This window comes from Pleomorphochaeta caudata, assembly GCF_055395745.1.
Window position 1 is genome coordinate 2,053,629 of sequence record NZ_AP042458.1, and the last position, 17,324, is coordinate 2,070,952.

16 protein-coding genes are annotated in these 17,324 nt (G+C 25.8%); 6 read left to right on the top strand and 10 right to left on the bottom strand.

The window, feature by feature from the left end:
* Positions 1-58 precede the first annotated feature (58 nt).
* Positions 59-1,168: an anaerobic sulfatase maturase gene (locus tag ACZ5RS_RS09595; RefSeq protein WP_464634832.1), complete on the top strand. Its 1,110-nt coding sequence runs from the start codon at positions 59-61 to the stop codon at positions 1,166-1,168.
* Here ACZ5RS_RS09595 and ACZ5RS_RS09600 read toward each other — a convergent pair.
* Complete coding sequence (locus ACZ5RS_RS09600; RefSeq protein WP_464634834.1) at positions 1,143-2,021, bottom strand: LysR family transcriptional regulator; 879 nt, start codon at positions 2,019-2,021, stop codon at positions 1,143-1,145. The genes ACZ5RS_RS09595 and ACZ5RS_RS09600 overlap by 26 nt on opposite strands.
* A 96-nt stretch (positions 2,022-2,117) precedes the next feature.
* Here ACZ5RS_RS09600 and ACZ5RS_RS09605 point away from each other — a divergent pair, with 96 nt between their 5' ends.
* Both ACZ5RS_RS09605 and ACZ5RS_RS09610 read left to right on the top strand, forming a co-directional pair.
* Positions 2,118-2,678: a chromate transporter gene (locus ACZ5RS_RS09605; RefSeq protein ID WP_464634836.1), complete on the top strand. Its 561-nt coding sequence runs from the start codon at positions 2,118-2,120 to the stop codon at positions 2,676-2,678.
* Positions 2,678-3,238 carry a chromate transporter gene (locus tag ACZ5RS_RS09610; RefSeq protein ID WP_464634838.1) on the top strand — a complete coding sequence of 187 codons (561 nt, stop codon included), beginning with the start codon at positions 2,678-2,680 and terminating at the stop codon, positions 3,236-3,238. The genes ACZ5RS_RS09605 and ACZ5RS_RS09610 overlap by 1 nt, the downstream gene beginning before the upstream one ends.
* A 6-nt stretch (positions 3,239-3,244) precedes the next feature.
* Here the strand turns inward: ACZ5RS_RS09610 and ACZ5RS_RS09615 are convergent, their stop codons facing one another.
* A complete protein-coding gene (locus ACZ5RS_RS09615) occupies positions 3,245-4,270 on the bottom strand; it encodes a YeiH family protein (protein ID WP_464634840.1) in 1,026 nt (341 codons plus the stop codon).
* Positions 4,271-4,365: 95 nt separating this feature from the next.
* Between ACZ5RS_RS09615 and ACZ5RS_RS09620 the strand changes: the two genes are divergently transcribed.
* Positions 4,366-5,214: a LysR family transcriptional regulator gene (locus tag ACZ5RS_RS09620; protein ID WP_464634842.1), complete on the top strand. Its 849-nt coding sequence runs from the start codon at positions 4,366-4,368 to the stop codon at positions 5,212-5,214.
* 127 nt (positions 5,215-5,341) lie between these two features.
* On the opposite strand, the gene ACZ5RS_RS09625 is transcribed toward ACZ5RS_RS09620, so the two are convergent.
* The 4 genes from ACZ5RS_RS09625 to ACZ5RS_RS09640 all read right to left on the bottom strand — a co-directional run bounded on the left by ACZ5RS_RS09625 (position 5,342) and on the right by ACZ5RS_RS09640 (position 9,306).
* Entirely contained in the window at positions 5,342-5,842 is a 501-nt protein-coding gene (locus tag ACZ5RS_RS09625; RefSeq protein WP_464634844.1) for a hypothetical protein, read from the bottom strand.
* A gap of 371 nt (positions 5,843-6,213) precedes the next feature.
* Entirely contained in the window at positions 6,214-7,071 is an 858-nt protein-coding gene (locus tag ACZ5RS_RS09630) for a carbohydrate ABC transporter permease (protein WP_464634846.1), read from the bottom strand.
* 9 nt (positions 7,072-7,080) lie between these two features.
* Complete coding sequence (locus ACZ5RS_RS09635; protein WP_464634848.1) at positions 7,081-7,989, bottom strand: carbohydrate ABC transporter permease; 909 nt, start codon at positions 7,987-7,989, stop codon at positions 7,081-7,083.
* A 63-nt stretch (positions 7,990-8,052) separates the two neighbouring features.
* Entirely contained in the window at positions 8,053-9,306 is a 1,254-nt protein-coding gene (locus ACZ5RS_RS09640; RefSeq protein WP_464634850.1) for an ABC transporter substrate-binding protein, read from the bottom strand.
* 270 nt (positions 9,307-9,576) lie between these two features.
* Here ACZ5RS_RS09640 and ACZ5RS_RS09645 point away from each other — a divergent pair, with 270 nt between their 5' ends.
* Both ACZ5RS_RS09645 and ACZ5RS_RS09650 read left to right on the top strand, forming a co-directional pair.
* Positions 9,577-11,586, top strand: a complete 2,010-nt coding sequence (locus ACZ5RS_RS09645) for a DUF5107 domain-containing protein (RefSeq protein WP_464634851.1) — start codon at positions 9,577-9,579, stop codon at positions 11,584-11,586.
* A 157-nt stretch (positions 11,587-11,743) separates the two neighbouring features.
* Entirely contained in the window at positions 11,744-12,163 is a 420-nt protein-coding gene (locus tag ACZ5RS_RS09650) for a TrmO family methyltransferase domain-containing protein (RefSeq protein ID WP_464634853.1), read from the top strand.
* A gap of 2 nt (positions 12,164-12,165) precedes the next feature.
* On the opposite strand, the gene pelG is transcribed toward ACZ5RS_RS09650, so the two are convergent.
* Genes pelG through ACZ5RS_RS09670 form a run of 4 tightly spaced genes read right to left on the bottom strand, consistent with a single transcriptional unit; the run spans position 12,166 to position 17,324 of the window.
* Positions 12,166-13,665 (bottom strand): exopolysaccharide Pel transporter PelG, encoded by a 1,500-nt coding sequence (pelG, locus tag ACZ5RS_RS09655; RefSeq protein ID WP_464634855.1) that lies wholly within the window; start codon positions 13,663-13,665, stop codon positions 12,166-12,168.
* A gap of 2 nt (positions 13,666-13,667) precedes the next feature.
* Entirely contained in the window at positions 13,668-15,098 is a 1,431-nt protein-coding gene (pelF, locus tag ACZ5RS_RS09660) for a GT4 family glycosyltransferase PelF (RefSeq protein WP_464634857.1), read from the bottom strand.
* Positions 15,099-15,102: 4 nt separating this feature from the next.
* Complete coding sequence (locus ACZ5RS_RS09665) at positions 15,103-16,065, bottom strand: hypothetical protein (protein WP_464634859.1); 963 nt, start codon at positions 16,063-16,065, stop codon at positions 15,103-15,105.
* Positions 16,065-17,324 (bottom strand): GAF domain-containing protein, encoded by a 1,260-nt coding sequence (locus ACZ5RS_RS09670; RefSeq protein ID WP_464634861.1) that lies wholly within the window; start codon positions 17,322-17,324, stop codon positions 16,065-16,067. The genes ACZ5RS_RS09665 and ACZ5RS_RS09670 overlap by 1 nt, the downstream gene beginning before the upstream one ends.

Genomic DNA, 17,324 nt, shown 5'->3' on the forward strand with positions numbered 1-17,324 from the left:
ATTAAAGGCCTCTTTTATATTGCCAATATTTAAACTATTATTTTATTATAAGGAATATATGAAACACCCTATAACTTTAATGATAAAACCTGCTTCTAGTTTCTGTAATCTAAAGTGTGATTATTGTTTCTATTTAGATGAAGAGAAAAATAGAGAAGATAAGCAGAGAAAAATTATGAATTATTCTACAATGGAAGAAATTGTAAGAAAAACTCATGAAAAATCGAATTATATAAATTATATATTTCAAGGTGGAGAACCTTCTCTTGCAAAAATTGAATGGTTTGAGAAGTTTATAGAGTTAGTTGAAAAATATAAAACCCCTAATGATGTTATATCTTATAGTTTTCAAACTAATGGCACATTAATTGATGAAAAATTTGCTAAATTCTTTTCTGAAAATAATTTTTTAGTTGGTGTTTCTTTTGATGGATTTTCTAGAATTCATGATTTTCATAGAAAAAGTATCTCTCAAGATAAAAGCTCAATTTTAGTTAAAAAAGGTTTAAAAAATCTTAAAAACTATAATGTAGAACATAATATTTTAACTGTAGTAACAAATGAAGTAGCTAACAATATAGAGAAAATATATTCAAATTTGGTAGGGGACGGATATAATTATTTGCAATTTATTGCATGTTTAGATCCGATTGAAACAGAAGATAATGTTTTTTTAAATCCTAATACATATGGTAAGTTTTTGGTCAAATTATTTGATTTGTGGTTTAAAGATTTACAATTAAATAAAAATATTTCTATAAGATTATTTAATAATTTTATTTCTATTCTACTTGGTAATGCTCCTGAGGCATGTGATATGAATGGTATTTGTTCAATTCAGTATGTATTTGAATCCAATGGGGATGTATTTCCTTGTGACTTTTATTGTCTAGATGATTATTCCCTTGGAAATATTAATAATAATAGTTATGAAGAAATTGATAGAAAAAGAGAAGAAATAAACTTTATAAAAAATCCTCCTGTTTTACATGATGATTGCAAAAATTGTGAATATTTATTTTTATGTAGAGGTGGATGCCCTAGATATAAAAATAAGGATAATAAGTTTAGATTCTGTGAAAGCTATAAGTATTTGTTTGATAATAGATTAGATCAATTTAAAGAAATAGCAAACATTATCATTAATAATTATAATTTAAGCAATTAATAATAAATTCATTTATCACCGGCGATATATATTTGTTTTTATGATTGATTATTGAATATTCTCTCTTTATTTTTAAATTTGTGATTTGCTTAGTAATAATATTACTATCAGATTTTAATGAATTACTCCAAAGAGAAGGCAAAATTGTAATTCCTAAGTTATTTTCTACTAAAGAGATTATTGCTTGAGTACTAGTGCTTTCCCAAGATATTGTCGTATTAAAATTATTTGCAATGAATGTTGCATCAACTAATTTTCTTACAGCACTATGTCTCTCTCTAAGTATAATATTTTCATTTTTTAAATCTTCCAATTTTATTATATCTTTCTTTGATAGTTTATTATCTTTTGATAAATAGAGTAGCAAATTATCATTATAGAAAGGCTTTGAAACTAGATCTTTATCTAGTATGGGTGTTTCAATTAATGCTAAGTCTAATTCGTTTTTTAATAGCATTTGAGAAAGGGTTTTAGAATCTCTAATAATTAGATTGAAATTTATATTTTTATTTGTTTCTTTAAATTTTTTAAGAATATTAGGTAGAATAAAAATTGCAATTGTTGCACTACAACCAAGAGTAATAATTTGAGTAGAATCATTGTCTTTAAAATTGATTTCTAAATTATCGACTTTATTTATTATATCTCTTGCTTGAAATAAAAATTTCTCTCCATCATTTGTTAAAACTAATTTTCTACTAATTCTATCAAACAATTTTATTCCATAATAATTTTCTATTTCTTTTATTGCAAAGCTAATAGAAGGTTGTGCAATATTTAATTGTTTTGAAGCCTCTACTGTACTTTTATAATCACAAACTGCAATAAATATTTTTAAATGTCTAATTGTCATATAATTAACCTATAATATTTTTCTTATATATATTATTAATATATTATATTTTACATATATTTATAAATAGTGTATATTAGCATTTGAAGGAAATATATGAAAAAAAAAGATTATTTTAATTTATTTAGAATTATGTTCACTTTAAGTGCTTTTACTTTTGGTGGTGGATATGTAATTGTTTCTTTAATGAAAAATGAGTTTGTAGATCGATTAAAATGGATAGATGAAGAAGAAATGTTGAATTTAGTAGCAATTGCTCAATCATCCCCAGGAGCTGTAGCTGTAAATGGTTCAATTTTAGTTGGATATAGAGTAGGGGGAATAGTAGGTGCTATTGTATCAATTTTTGGAACTATATTACCTCCATTTTTGATTTTATCAGTAATATCAGTTGGATATAATCAATTTAAAGAAAATTTATATGTAAGTGCTTTTTTAAAAGGAATGCAACCTGCGATTGCTGCAATAATACTTGCCGTTGTAATTCAATTAGCAAGAAATATAATTAAGCAAAAAGAACCTTTTTTTATATTAATTATGGTATTAGCTTTTATCGTTAATTATTTCTTAAGATTTAATATTATTCTTATTATATTAACTTGTGCCCTCTTAGGTGGCTTTTTTGCTTTATATAAACAGAAAAAGGAGGCTAAATAATGTCTTTATTAACTTTGTTTTTTTGTTTCTTACAGATTGGTGCATTTAGTTTTGGAGGCGGGTTAGCAGCACTTCCATTAATTCAACAGCAAATAGTTACAATTAATCATTGGATGACATTACAAGAATTTACAGATTTAATTTCTATTGCTCAAATGACACCAGGGCCTATTGCAGTAAATAGTGCAACCTTTGTAGGGATACATTTATTTGGAATAAAAGGTGCAATTGTGGCTACATTTGGTTGTATTTTACCATCAATAATTTTTGTATCTTTCTTAGGCTTTTTATATAATAGATATAAAAAACATTATCTTCTTGAAGGTGTTTTAGCAGGATTAAGACCTGCTGTTGTTGCAATGATTTTAACAGCAGGTATTTCCATCTTTTTATTATCAATTTTTGGTACTAGTTTAAAAAAATTTAATATATACGCATTAGTAATATTTTTAATTGCATTTTTCTTTATTTATTTTAAGAAAATTAATCCAATTATTATTTTATTATTGTCAGGTGTATTAGGTGGCGCTTTTTATATTATATTTAATATACCTTTTTAAGGTGTTTTACCAAATATTCAATAGGTGTTGAGTTAATAAGCTAACTAGAGTGATTCCAATCCAGCAGCAGAATCCTAGTAGGATTGGTTTACCACCTTTTTTTATTAGTTGAACAATATTTGTATTAAATCCAATTGCACCCATAGCCATAATAATAAAAAATTTGCTTAAACTTTTAAAAGGTGCAAATACTGAATGACTAACTCCAAAATTTAATAAAATTGTTGTTATAACAGAGGCTAAAAGGAAATATAAAATAAAAATTGGGAATATTTTTTTAATACTATATGAATTTTCTGTTTGTTCCTTTTTTGAAGTAATAGCGGCTAAGCATAAAGTAATAGGTATTATTGCTAATGTTCTTGTTAATTTAACTGTAACGGCTTTATCTAGAGTTTGTGAAGATAAATGGAACATACTATCCCAAGTTGATGCTGCTGCTGTTACAGAGGATGTATCATTAATTGCTGTACCAGCAAATATACCAAAGGCATTACCACTTGTAGTATCAAAATGTAGCAAAACTCCTAATTGAGGGAAAAATATTGCTGCTAGTACATTGAAAAAGAAGATAACTGATAATGCTGTTGCAACTTCATCATCATCTGCGTTTATTACGGTAGTTGCTGCAGCTATAGCACTTCCTCCACAAATTGAGGATCCAACTCCAACAAGAGTTGCAATTTTACTGTTTATAGTTAAAACCTTGCTAAGTAAGTATGCAATTATTAATGAGATAGAAATTGTTGATATAATAATTGGAAGAGATTGTTTTCCTGTTTGAAATACAACGTTAAGATTTAATCCAAAGCCTAATAAGATTACAGCATATTGTAATACTTTCTTTGATGTAAATTTAATTCCTGTAGTAAATTTTGCCTTATTTTTTATAATTGAATTTAAGCACATGCCTAATAATATAGCAATTATTGGTCCTCCAATTACTGGGTACATTGTTCCAATTAGGTATGAAGGTAGGGCAATTAATATTGCCAGAGCAATTCCAAGATAGTTTTCTTTAATAAAATTCATATTTTTCTCCTACAAAAGTTGAATATATCAAAAATCAGTAATAAAATAAAATAATAGTTTTTGATGTATTGATTAAAAATTTTTATGAGGTGAATATGTTAGATTATAAAATAAATACTTTTTTAACTTTATGTAAAACAATGAATTATAGGATTACTGCTGAGAGGTTGAATATGTCTCAACCTTCAGTTACTCAACATATTCATTTATTAGAGGATTATTATCAAACAAAGCTATTCATTTATGATAAAAAACAATTATATAAAACAGATGCAGCAATCTTATTGGAAAAACAATTATCAATAATTTTAAATAATGAAGAAGAATTAGAAAAGAAATTAAAACAAGCTAATTTAAAATCTATCAGAATTGGAGCTACAAAAACTATTGGTAATTATGTAATTAATGATCAAATAAAAAGATTAATTAAAAATAATTATTCAGTTACATTTATTATAGACAATACAAAAAATCTATTACAAAAAGTTGATAATAATGAGTTAGATATTGTATTAATAGAAGGTGTTTTTGATAAAACAGAATATGATTATAAACTATATAGGAAAGAGAATTTTATTGGTTTTTGTAGTTTAGAACATCCATTCGCCAATAAAAAAATTAATTTTGAAGAGTTGTTTGATCAAAATTTAATTATTAGAGAAGAAGGCTCTGGTACTAGATTTATATTTGAACAAGAACTATTAAAAAAGAATTATTCAATTAACAGTTTTAATTCAGTAAATTGTATTAGTGCATTTGAGATTATAAAAGATTTAATTAAAGACAATTTGGGGATTACTTTTGCATATAAGTCAATTATGAAAGATAGTGATGATATTGCTAGCTTTGAATTAATAAATAATAAAATAGTAAGAGAATTTAATTTTGTATGTTTGAAGTCTACAAATATTGATGAGAAAATTAATATTATATTAAATAAATAATATAGCTCACATTTGCATTATAGGGTATTCGTTGCTATTTTTTATTTAATACTATTGGCAAAAAAATATGGCAGCTTATTAAAGCTGCCACTCTCTTAATGATTTCCTATTTTTTTATATATATGTTCTAGTTAATGGAGTACATAATCTTTACGTTACTTACATAATCACCAGCAGGAAGATCTTCATCACCACTCCAGCTTAAGTTAAATTTATTTACTAATAAGTCAACGTGTTTACCAGCAGTTAGAGTTGCTACTTCTTTAGATGTATTAACACTTGGTTTAATGCCTGAATCATAATTATCATCACCATTATTTAAAGTTGTTTGGAATGTAGAAGGAACTACATCTACAAATACGCTTAAGTCGTTGTTTAGGTTACTTGTAGCAATAACAGTAAAGTCTTTAGTAGAACCGTCTTTAGTTAAAGTTAAAACACCAATTTCATAATTAGTAGTTTGATCATCAATAACATCACCGTCATAAGCTAATTCATAAGAAACAGGAGTTTCTTCAATATTTGTTTTTAATTGAACGTCTGCTGTTTTACCTGAGAAAGATATACTTGCGAATACTGGAGCTGATACGATTAAAGCTGCTGCTAAGATAGTTAATAATTTTTTCATAATTTTGTTTTCCTTTTAATTAATTTTGTTATTTAGTTTCTTTATGGTTTTACTATATAATATCTTGTAACTTATGTCAACAATTATTATAAAAAATATTACAAAAAAATACAAAAAATATATAAATGCTTATAATACAACGAATTAAATAGCAATAAAACATGTAGTAAGTACCCAACATATGCAATAAGTTTGATTTTATATAAAAAAAATAATAGAATCGTATTGTTTTTTTAGAATATAATTAAGTGATTAAAGAAATATTTACAAAAAAGTTAAAAAAAGAAGTTTTTGATAGAGATAAAAAAAGAGTTGTTACTAAGTCGATTATATAGACTTTTGCAACAACTCTTGAAAGTTATTTAATTTTATTAACCTTTAATTGCACCTGCTGTTACACTTTGAATAATTCTATCTGATAAGAATAAGTAAAGTATAAAGGTTGGTAAAAATACGATTACTACTGAAGCGAACATGCCTCCCCAGTCACCAGTGTATCTCATGGATTGAATCATATTGTATAATCCAACAGCAACTGGTCTTACTTTTGTTTTGTTAGCAAAAATTAATGACATAAAATATTCATTCCAAATTGTAATAAAGTTAAATATAGTTACTGTAATAATACCTGGTTGAACTAATGGAAACATAATTCTCCAATAAGTTCCCATAGGGGAACACCCATCTATATATGCTGCTTCTTCATATGTTGATGATAACGTTCTAAAGAATGAAAGTAAAAAGAATAGAGTAAAAGGAACATTCATTGAAATATATAAAAACATTAACATCCATCTATTGTTCGTTAATTTTAAATAACTAACAATGCTAAATAAAGGCATAATAATCATTATTGCTGGAATACCTAATGCTGATGCGAATAAGTTCTGTGACAATGCATTACCTTTAAATTTAAATCTTGATAAAACATATGCAGCAGGAGACGCAATTAGAACAATTGCAGTACAGCTAATAACGGTGTACATTAATGAATTCATGAAAAAGATAGAAACCTTTTGTGTTTGCCAAGCTTTTACATAATTTTCAAAATGAAATCCAGATTGAAAAGAAAACATATGCTCACTAAATATTTCGCTAGATGTCGAAAGGGAAGCAAAAAATACCCAACCAATTGTTATAAAGGTAAATAGTACCCAGGCTATAATAATGATATAGGAAGGGATTAATTTCATTTGATTTTTTCTATCAATACTAAGTTTTTTTGACATAGTTTTCTCCTAAAATTCCGTATCATCATTTTTAATTATTAGATTTGTCAAGCCAAATACAATTAAAACGATTACCATCATTGTTACACCAATTGCTGCTCCAGCACCACTATCGCGGACTGTAAGGGCAGTTGATGAAGCTCCGAATACCAATTCATACATATAGTTCATTGGGGCTACTGTAGCATTCGATAAATTAACTGGACTGAATAATTGTCCCCAAATAAAGAATCCAACAGTGAAAACTGTCCACATAACTAAATTAGTTCTGATACAACCTTTTAAAAAGGGTAGAGTTATTTTTGTAAATCTTTGAAAAACATTTGCGCCTTCAATTACAGCTGCTTCATGATAATCTTTTGGTATTTGATCAATTCCACTGATAAAAATTAACATATGATATCCAACCATACCAAAACAATAAGCAATCATCATAGCCCAAAAAAGTATGCCAGGACCAGTCCATAAAATTTGTGAAGCTTTTTCTAAATGTAATAATTTGAAAAAGTTATGTAATAATCCATAGTCAGAGTTATAAACATAGTTAATCCACATTGTACCCATAGCTACTGCAGATACGACATTTGGTAAATAAATAACTGATCTAAAGAATTTCATATTTTTCATTCCAGATGTAAGAGATACTGCAAAAAATAATGCAAATATCATAACTAGAATTCCGCCAAAAAACCAAATACGGCCAATATTTACCATAGATTGTATAAATAAAGGTGTATTAAAAATATTTACGTAATTTTGAATCCCATTGAATTTCCATGTAGAGATAGAATCTGTAACACCTTCTACTGCAAAGAAACTCATTATAATTGTTCTAATAGAGGGATACAAAAATACTATTAGATAACACAACAATGCTGGTGTTAAAAACAATATAATCATTGTACGATTTTTTTTCATTTTGTCCTCTAATTCTTAAAATAAATTATTAGTCCCACAATTTGTGGGACTAAATTTGACCAACTATTTATTCATATTATCATAGAATTCTTGTGGTGTAATTTGATTAAGAATTAACTTAGCAAAATTTTCTTTAATTTTAGCGTTGATTTGTGGATTATCTTCCATTCCAACTGCCCAAGGCATACGTACAGTTGTTGAATCTAATACTTGTTTTGCTTCAGCTAATTGAACAGGCCATTGGCTAGAATTAGCCATTGGTACTCCAAGAGATCCTTCAGCTAGTTTTTCATCCCATTCGCCAGTAGTTAACCAAACGATTAATTGGAAAGCTTCAGAAGAAACTTTTGAGTTCTTATTAATACCGAAACATTGTGCACCATAATTGTTTGCATTAATTCCTGTGCCTGCTGGATCAATTGCAGGGTAAGCAAAAGCACCCCAATTCATGTTAGGAGCATTACCTTTAATTTCATTAGGTAACCAAGTACCATTTAAGTACATTGCAACTTTACCAGTAGCCATTTCTTCTATTTGTCCTGCAGGATAAATATTTGAAGCTGCTTTTCTACTGATATATCCTTTCTTAGCAAAATCTGACCAAATTTGAGCAAATCTTAAAACACCAGGATTTGAGAAATCATTGTCTTTAACCATTTTCAAAGTTTCGTCTAATCCAATAATACGACTCATATTATAGCCAAAGAAAGCTGCCATATAAGCATCATCTACAGTAATTCCAGCAACACCAATGCTTTTTAGTTTAGCACAAGCTTCTTCAAATTCATCAATAGTTTTTGGAGTTGAAGTAATGCCAGCTTGATTAAATAAATCTTTGTTATACATTACTACAAATAAAGATGGTTGATAAGGAATTTCATGTAAAGAACCGCCTCCGATTTCTGTAACAAGATTTACAAGAGTTTGGTTAATTTGAGTTTTGAAAGGTTTGTTATTAGTAGTTGGATATACTTGATTAGCATAATCTTCAACATCTAAAAGATAATTTTTCCAAGTATTCCCAACTCTTTCAATGTCTTCATCAAACATATCAATAGTTTCTCCAGCATCTAAAGCAGGTTGTAATGTTTTTCTAATTTCTCTACCATTAAATACTACTTCAACTTCGATACCAGTTTCTTCAGTAAAAGCTTCAACAGCATCAGCTATTACAAGAGCCTGTGGTTCAGCTTCGTTCCACATTGACCAATAAACAACTTTCTCTGAATCATTCTTTTCTGAATTTCCGTTTGCAAAAATAGGGGATGCAAAAGCAACAATTAAAATCAATACAAAAAATGTTTTAATTTTTTTCATATAATCCCTCCTTGTGGTGATTATTCCTATTTAAAGTATTTAATCCAAAGTTAAAATTTGTATTTATACGATTCCGTAAATAATTTGGACAAAATAATAAAATAGGGGTTTTTTAAGGATTTATAAGGGATTTTACTAGTTTTTTAATAGAAGGACATATAATAAGTAATGTTCTATTGTGCAAATAATATATCTTTTAAAACATATACAGATATACAAACCTCGACTACTATAACTATAAAAACAAAAGGAATCAATAGGTTTTATAAAATGAGTGTGTATTTATCAAAATATAAGTGTAAAGCTTCATTGGTTATAGGTGAAAATCCATTACCAATATTTAGAGATAGTAAAACGAATTTTGAAGTTATTAATTCAGAAACAGTTCCAAAAGAATTTTCTAGATTATTAGGATATGAATGCGGGAAAAGAGTTTATCCGTATAAGAAACAAGATAGATATGATAGAAAATGTAATCAAGCAGAATTAAAATCTATAATTTTAGAGAATGATTTTTTAAAAGCAACTTTTTTACCAACTTTAGGGGGAAGACTTATTTCTTTATTTGATAAAGAAAAAAATAGAGAACTTTTATTTGCAAATGAAAATATTCAAATGGGGAATTTGGCTATAAGAGATGCTTGGTTTTCTGGTGGTATCGAATGGAATATAGGTCAATATGGGCATGCTTTAACCACTAGTGACGATGTTTTTGTGTCAGTGCAGAAAGATTTAGAAGGTAATGATTTTTTAAGAATATATGAATTTGAAAGAATGCATGAAATTTATTGGCATATTGATTTTCATCTTCCTAAAAATAGTAAAATTCTATATATAAAAGTAAAGATTTATAATTTAAATCAAAAAGATACTTCTCTATACTGTTGGACTAATGTTGCATTAAGAAAAACTGATTATACTAGAGTTTTTTCTAATACAAAAAATGCATTATTTTTAAATCCTTTCTTAAAAGATAATAAAAAAGGTTATGATTATATTTCATTACCATTTGTTGATAAGTTACCAAGTTTAGATATTTCCTATCCAAAAAGATTTCCTTATAGTAATGAGTATTTCTTTGCTTGTAATAAAAATGAGTTACCATATGAAGCTACAGTTGAAGAAAATGGCGATGTATTTTTAGATTTTTCTACTAATGAATTAGGTTATAGAAAAATGTTTTGTTGGGGAGAACAACAAGGCGGCAAGCATTGGGAAAGTTTTTTATCTCCTTCCTCAACTGGCGAATATTTTGAGGCTCAAGCTGGAGTTGCTCCAAGCCAATTACATGGAGAAATATTGCCAGGATTATCTAGCTTTTCTTTTACACAAGCTTTCTGTGGTATATCAGTTGATTCACAAATAGCCCAAGATGACGATTATGATTTAGCTTTTAATTACATAAAAGAACAAGTAAAAAAAGTTGCAAGAAATAATGATATCAATGAATTAAATGAGAAATTTGAATTGTATTCACAAATTAAACCAGATAAGATATTACATAAAGGATCTGGGTTTTGTTATTTTGATAAAACAATCAAAAACTTACAATTGCCAGCAGCTTTTAAATTTGATGTAGATACAATTAAAAATGAGCAAAAGATATTTTTAAGTTTATTGAATAATAATTCATTAGATTTAGATTATGAAAATATTGAATTTGATTATCCTTCAATTTCGTATCAAAAGTTATTAGAAAACAATAATACAAATTTTACTAAATACTTAAATGCTTGTATTGAATGTGAAAAATTAAATTATGATAAAGCTCTCAAAGAATTTATTGCATTAGAAAAAGTTAATTCAAATAGTTTAGTTTGCCGAAATATTGCTTTTATCTATAAAATAAAAAATGATTTAAAAATTTGCTATAAATGGTATGAAAAAGCTTTATCAAATAAAAATACAAAAAATTATTTATATATTCTTGAAGAGTATTCAAATATTTTATTAAAAAACAATGAACTTAGTAAGGCTAAAGAAATCCTATATAAAGTCGATAATAACCTTCTATCAATATCTGATAATTTATTGCTTGATTTAGCTTTTATAAGTGCAAAATTTAATGATTTAGATAATTTAGAATTCTGTTTGTTTAATAGAGAAATTGCAAATATTAGAGAAGGGGAAAATCCTTTTCCTTATTTATATTATGAATATTTAACTCTTAAATTGGCTAAAGATAGAAAAATAGAAGTTAACGATACATTAAGAGCTGAAGTAAAAGCTAAGTATAAAATTCCTTATAAATTTGATTTTACTGTACTTTTAGAGAAATAAGTTAATCTAATATAATATTTTAGGATTTTCAAAATATTCTTTGAGATAAAAAAAATAAATATTTATGTACATATTTTGTTGACCTTTTTGTTACCTGTTGTTAACTTTTATATAGAAGAATTATTAACTTCTTATTTAATATAATATTGGAGAAAAAATGTCACAGAATTTTAATTTTATTGGTTATATAGAAACTCCATATAACTCATTAGCAGAATGTCCTAAAAATATTAGTTTTAATGGACCTTTATGTAAACTTTTTATTAATGATGATTTAAAAACAGAAATTAGAGGATTAAAAATAGATCAAAAAATAATGGTTTTATATTTTTTAGGCGATAAAGAGGATTCGACTATTGAATCAAACTCAATTAAAAAATGCCCTCATTCTCATAATAAAGATTTAGGAATATTTGCTAAAAGATCACCTCATAGACCAAATCCAATTGGGGTTGCAATATTACCAATAGTTGATATTGATTTTGATAAAGGTATTATATACGTAAAAGGGTTGGATTGTTTAAATAAAACAAAATTGTTAGATATTAAACCTGCTATATATCTAGAAAATAAATAAAATTACTTTTTAGTAGCTTCTTTATAGTTTTGTTTTTGCTTGTCCTTTTTAAATAGATAAGCATTAAAAAATTTAGAAATTGATACGAAAATACCTTTCTCTTCAGCTATATAAATCGGTTGAAGTGCAAAGGTTGTATAGGTTATTTCTTTTAGAATCTTTTTTAATATATATGATGCAATCATGAAAGAAATAAATGAAGCTAAAGTAAATCCTAATCCAGTATATTCAATAGGTAAGAACTTACATATTAATGTGAATATACCATTTAATATAAAGAAACTAAAAGCAACAAATAAAGCATTTTCTTTTCTTTCAAAATATAAAAATATTAAAATTAAGAGAAAACTCATTATATTAAATAATGTGCCAATTGTAGTAATTTTAAATATATCTCTAATCATATAATTGATGCTTAAAAAGTTAAAAATTTGTGTTGATAACAATACAATTGTCACACTGATTAGGAGCTGAGTAAAGAAGGTGAAAAAAAGGTTATCACTTAAAGTTTTTTTCATTTTATTTTCTGATTTTTTTATTTCTTTTAAAGTAACTGGAGAATTAGCATTAGCAAAATATTGTTTATATGTTAAATAAAAATCGGTTTCAATTAATACTAAAAATAAAACTAAAGCAGGTATAGTTGTTAAATATGATAAAAATATAGCATTATCATAGTAGGGTGCAAATCTAAATGTATCTAAAATTGTTAATTCAAATTTACTAAACCACATTATTAAATTATCAATCCATAACCCCGCAGTATAAAATATACCAATTAAGCATAAAGAAAAGTGCTTGTTAAAATATCTTATAAAATCAAATTCATAAATTGACCCATGTTCAAAAGTTGAAAAAAAACTATAAAGGAAAAATACTAAAGTAGTAGTTAACCCTAATAAATAAGCAATTAAAAAATTAGTTGCGCTTTGATATTCATTAAAATGAATAGGGTTTTCTATTAAATAAAATAATAATCCTATAGTAACCAAGGCTCCAAATAAATATGCTTTAATTATTAACTTATAGTTTTTAATAGCACTTAAAAATATCATTAAAATCCAAATGGTAGACAATATTATAAATAAATAAGAGGAAAAAATTTTGTAATAAATTGGAATTGGTTTATTCCAATAAAAAATTGTACAAATTATTAATGATAAAAAGAAAACTATTTTATTAATTCCAATAAATGTTGGTCTAATCATTTCGTATTTCTTTTCATATAGTTGGTCAGATAAATATCTAGTTATAAGTAATTGAATAGGGGAAATTAATAATTGTGAGAATAAAAAGGTATAAACAATAGTTGCAGAAAATAAATTTCTTTCAACTGCAATTACATCTAAAATTTGCATAATCATTAATAAGGCGTTAATTGAAATAACACTTATTATCCAAGGCCCTGCTGCAATAAATGAAGAATATAAATAAGCTAAGGCCCTATTAGAAAAGGTCTCTTTTTGAAACATTTTTTTTAATGTAAAACCAATACCTGCCATAATTAACCCTTATTACACTTATTTTTTCTATTAAATAATTTAATATAAATTTTTCTATAACTATCTATCAAAACTTTATCATTATATAATCTTTTTACTCTTTTTAATCCATTTTCTCCCATTTCTTTTCTTAATTCAGGATTGTTTATAAGTTTTAATATTGCCCCAGCGGTGTCACTAGGGGAAGCTAGTTTTGTTACTATTCCACATGGCCCTTCATATTTATCTTGTTCTAATAAATCTCTGCAACTACCTACATCAGTTGAAACAAAAGGAATTTTTGCTGCCCAACCTTCTAAAATTACCAATGGCTGTCCTTCAGAAATAGATGTTAGAACTAATATATCTATCATTCCTAAATATTCTTTAATATTTACTCTTCCCGTGAAAATGATTGAATCTTCTAAATTTAATAATTTAATTAAATTTTTACATTGTTCATAATATGATTTGTCTTCTTCAGCTGGACCAATAAGGTAGAATTTAATATCTTGCCTTTTATTTTTTACTAAGCTGAAAGCTCTTATCATAGTCATAACATCTTTAATTGGTACAATTCTAAGAATTGAAGCAACATTTATTCCTTCATGTTCTACTTTCTCAATTCCTAGTTTTTCATAATTTATACCATTCGGAGTTACGACAGTTTTTCTCTTATTAACACCCAGTTTGATTTGTATTTCTCTATTTGCTTGGAATAATGATGTTACAGTACTTGCTCTTTGGTAAGCTGCATTAGAAATGGAATAAAAGAAATCAATCCAAAATTTTTTATAAATTCCAACAACCCATTTAGCTTTTAATAGTTCTTCTTCTCTTTCTCTACCATAAATACCATGTTCTGATAATACAAATGGGCTATTGTTTTTTATTGAATAAGCAGTTGCAAGTATTCCTGCATAACCCGTTGATGCTGAGTGATATATATCAGCTGTTACTACTTTTTTTTGAATTAAATATATTAAGGGCAATAACATATTTCTTATAGTCCAAAAGAAATTGTTAAAGACTTCATCAGCAAAGTTTTCTTCATAGAATTTCATAGTTTCTTCAAAGAAGAATTTGCTTTGTAAAAAATCGATACAAGTTCCCACATGTTTTTTATTAAAATATTTTACAATAAATTCCCAATCAACTTGTCTATCAATTCTAATTAGTTTTTTTAATTCTCTTTGTTCTTCATCGGATAAAATCGGGTTTTTAACATGTTTTTTATGCTTTATTTTTACATAGTCGTCTAAAAAGATAGTTTCGATTTGTATAACATTTTCAGGAATTTTATATTTAAATTCAATTTCTTCTTTTCTTGATGGCATAATTGTAACAATTTTAAATTTATATTCTGGGAAAGCTAGTATTATTTGATTTATCCAGCTAGAAACCCCTCCAGCAATATAAGGGTAGGAGCCTTCAGCAACCATACATATTGTCATATCTTTAGGCCTCCTTCTTAAAGAAATCTTTAATTTCTTTTAGTTTATTATTATTATTAAAATCATTTTCATCTAAACTATTTAAATATTTGTTAATTTGACTAAAATCTTTTTCTTCAAAGAAAATATTTAATTTATTAATTTTATAGTTATCATTTTCTCCAAATTCATCTTTAATTTTTTGGTTCATTATATTTGCATTATAAATATCTTTAATTTCAAGGTAAGTATCAACTAATTTTGTTAATGTGTTTATTGAATAAGTTCCTCTTGTTAATTTTTTATTTAAAACATCGATATATTCTTTTCTGAAAATATTAATACTATCAGATTCAATAAGAGAGGAGTCTAAATAGTCTTTATATGCCTGAGCTAATTGATCTAAAAATTTATCATTATCTGTTTCATTAAATTTATCTCTTAAATAACTAATATTATTAATGAGTTCGTTTTCGCTACTATTTAATAAAGTAGCGGAGTAGTGTTGAACCTCTTTATCATCTGATTCAAGAGCCTTTTTTAAGATGATTGCATTATTTCTTTTTAATGTGGTCTCCGAATCAATTAAAATCTCTTTTTTCTTTTCTGGATCAATATAAGGTAATAGATCTAGATAGCTCATAGTTTTTATTTCTTTAGCATAATCGACTTTTCTTGATCTTGTTTTTGTATCCGATCCTAAAAGCATTTTTTCATAATCTGATATTATTTCATTGTCACTAAAGAAATGATTTATGCTAAAAATAAATGAATATAAAATAAGGATTCCTAAAATAGGCATAAATAATATAATTGAATAAGGAATAGCATCTGTTGTAAATTTAAATGTAATATAAAGTTTCCAAGAAATTGTATAAATAATAATATGTAATATTAATATAGGTAATAGATACTCTTCATATATGAAAAGAAAAACAAATAATAAGATATCTAAAATCATTAATAATACATAAATTATATATTTCATTAAACCTCCACAGGTTTTAATTCTATAGCTTCAAGTTTGTTATCAAAATTTTTAATAATCTTTTCTTGAATGTAATAGCTGTTTTCTTGTTTTGTAGCAGGGAGAAGGAAAGTTAAAGAATTGCTTGTTATATTATAATAAGCTAAATCAACGCCTCTTAATGTGTTTTTAACTGTGTTATTTATTTCTTCAAGAGTTAGGTCTTTTACTCTATAACTAAAGAGACAATAATCCATTCCAAATTCTTTTTTTCTTCTTTGTTCAATTTCAATTCTCTTTTTGAAGTAACTAGCTTTGACTAAAGAAGTACTCTCTATATATTTATTTCCTTCTAATTCTTCAACATATGTGGCTTGTTCTAAGGCTCTATTTATCCAATCAACTATTAATTGAAATAAGGTAAAAGCATATTCTGATACGCTATCAAATTCCATATCCCTTATATTTACAATTGCTATAATTTGATTGTTTTTAATTAGGGGTGCTGACATTAAAGGTAAATCTTTATTATTTTCTTCAAATAGGGCATGCTTAATAACTCTTTTTTCTTCTTGAATTTTAATAAACCAATTGCAATTTTTTGCATCAATTGATAGTTGTCTTTCTTGAGGTTCTCCATAAGATATTTTTAGTCTTAAATACATATTTTCATAATCTACAGTATATAGAGATACACTAGTTGCTCTTAAATATTTTTTTAAAATACCAACTGTTTCAGTATATATATCTTCAATTTCAAAAGATTCTAACTTAGTTGCTATATCATATAAACTCATTATACTTTCATTTGAACTAATAATTTGTTTCTTTAATTCGCTTTGTATTTTATTTAATAAATTAACATCATTTTCTAATAAGAGATTATCATTTTTAATAATTTCAATTTCTTCATTTATTTTATCTATTTCTTTGTCATGATTATCTTTAAATGCACCAATTAAAATTGCCATCCAAAGAAAGAATAGGGGATATTTGTAGTATTTGAAATATGATAAAAATATAAGTATATCTCCATTTGTTTTTAGAAATACAGCTATATAAAATATGCTTGAAATTAATGCTGATATACAAGCTCTTCTCATTCCATATATAAGTGCTATTATAATAGTCAGAATTAGTAATGGATGTGGATTTAAGAATAAATATACTTCTTGGTTCGCTTGGCTACTATAAAATATCAAATAAACTATGATATTTATTATTAGAGTTTCAAGAATAGATATTAAAGTTTTATTGGTTATATTTTCTTCATTCTTCAA

Bases quoted from the DNA above. Each gene is read 5' to 3' on its own strand.
- ACZ5RS_RS09595 (WP_464634832.1), top strand. From the start codon at position 59: ATGAAACACCCTATAACTTTAATGATAAAACCTGCTTCTAGTTTCTGT.
- ACZ5RS_RS09600 (WP_464634834.1), bottom strand. From the start codon at position 2,021: ATGACAATTAGACATTTAAAAATATTTATTGCAGTTTGTGATTATAAA.
- ACZ5RS_RS09605 (WP_464634836.1), top strand. From the start codon at position 2,118: ATGAAAAAAAAAGATTATTTTAATTTATTTAGAATTATGTTCACTTTA.
- ACZ5RS_RS09610 (WP_464634838.1), top strand. From the start codon at position 2,678: ATGTCTTTATTAACTTTGTTTTTTTGTTTCTTACAGATTGGTGCATTT.
- ACZ5RS_RS09615 (WP_464634840.1), bottom strand. From the start codon at position 4,270: ATGAATTTTATTAAAGAAAACTATCTTGGAATTGCTCTGGCAATATTA.
- ACZ5RS_RS09620 (WP_464634842.1), top strand. From the start codon at position 4,366: ATGTTAGATTATAAAATAAATACTTTTTTAACTTTATGTAAAACAATG.
- ACZ5RS_RS09625 (WP_464634844.1), bottom strand. From the start codon at position 5,842: ATGAAAAAATTATTAACTATCTTAGCAGCAGCTTTAATCGTATCAGCT.
- ACZ5RS_RS09630 (WP_464634846.1), bottom strand. From the start codon at position 7,071: ATGTCAAAAAAACTTAGTATTGATAGAAAAAATCAAATGAAATTAATC.
- ACZ5RS_RS09635 (WP_464634848.1), bottom strand. From the start codon at position 7,989: ATGAAAAAAAATCGTACAATGATTATATTGTTTTTAACACCAGCATTG.
- ACZ5RS_RS09640 (WP_464634850.1), bottom strand. From the start codon at position 9,306: ATGAAAAAAATTAAAACATTTTTTGTATTGATTTTAATTGTTGCTTTT.
- ACZ5RS_RS09645 (WP_464634851.1), top strand. From the start codon at position 9,577: ATGAGTGTGTATTTATCAAAATATAAGTGTAAAGCTTCATTGGTTATA.
- ACZ5RS_RS09650 (WP_464634853.1), top strand. From the start codon at position 11,744: ATGTCACAGAATTTTAATTTTATTGGTTATATAGAAACTCCATATAAC.
- pelG (WP_464634855.1), bottom strand. From the start codon at position 13,665: ATGGCAGGTATTGGTTTTACATTAAAAAAAATGTTTCAAAAAGAGACC.
- pelF (WP_464634857.1), bottom strand. From the start codon at position 15,098: ATGACAATATGTATGGTTGCTGAAGGCTCCTACCCTTATATTGCTGGA.
- ACZ5RS_RS09665 (WP_464634859.1), bottom strand. From the start codon at position 16,065: ATGAAATATATAATTTATGTATTATTAATGATTTTAGATATCTTATTA.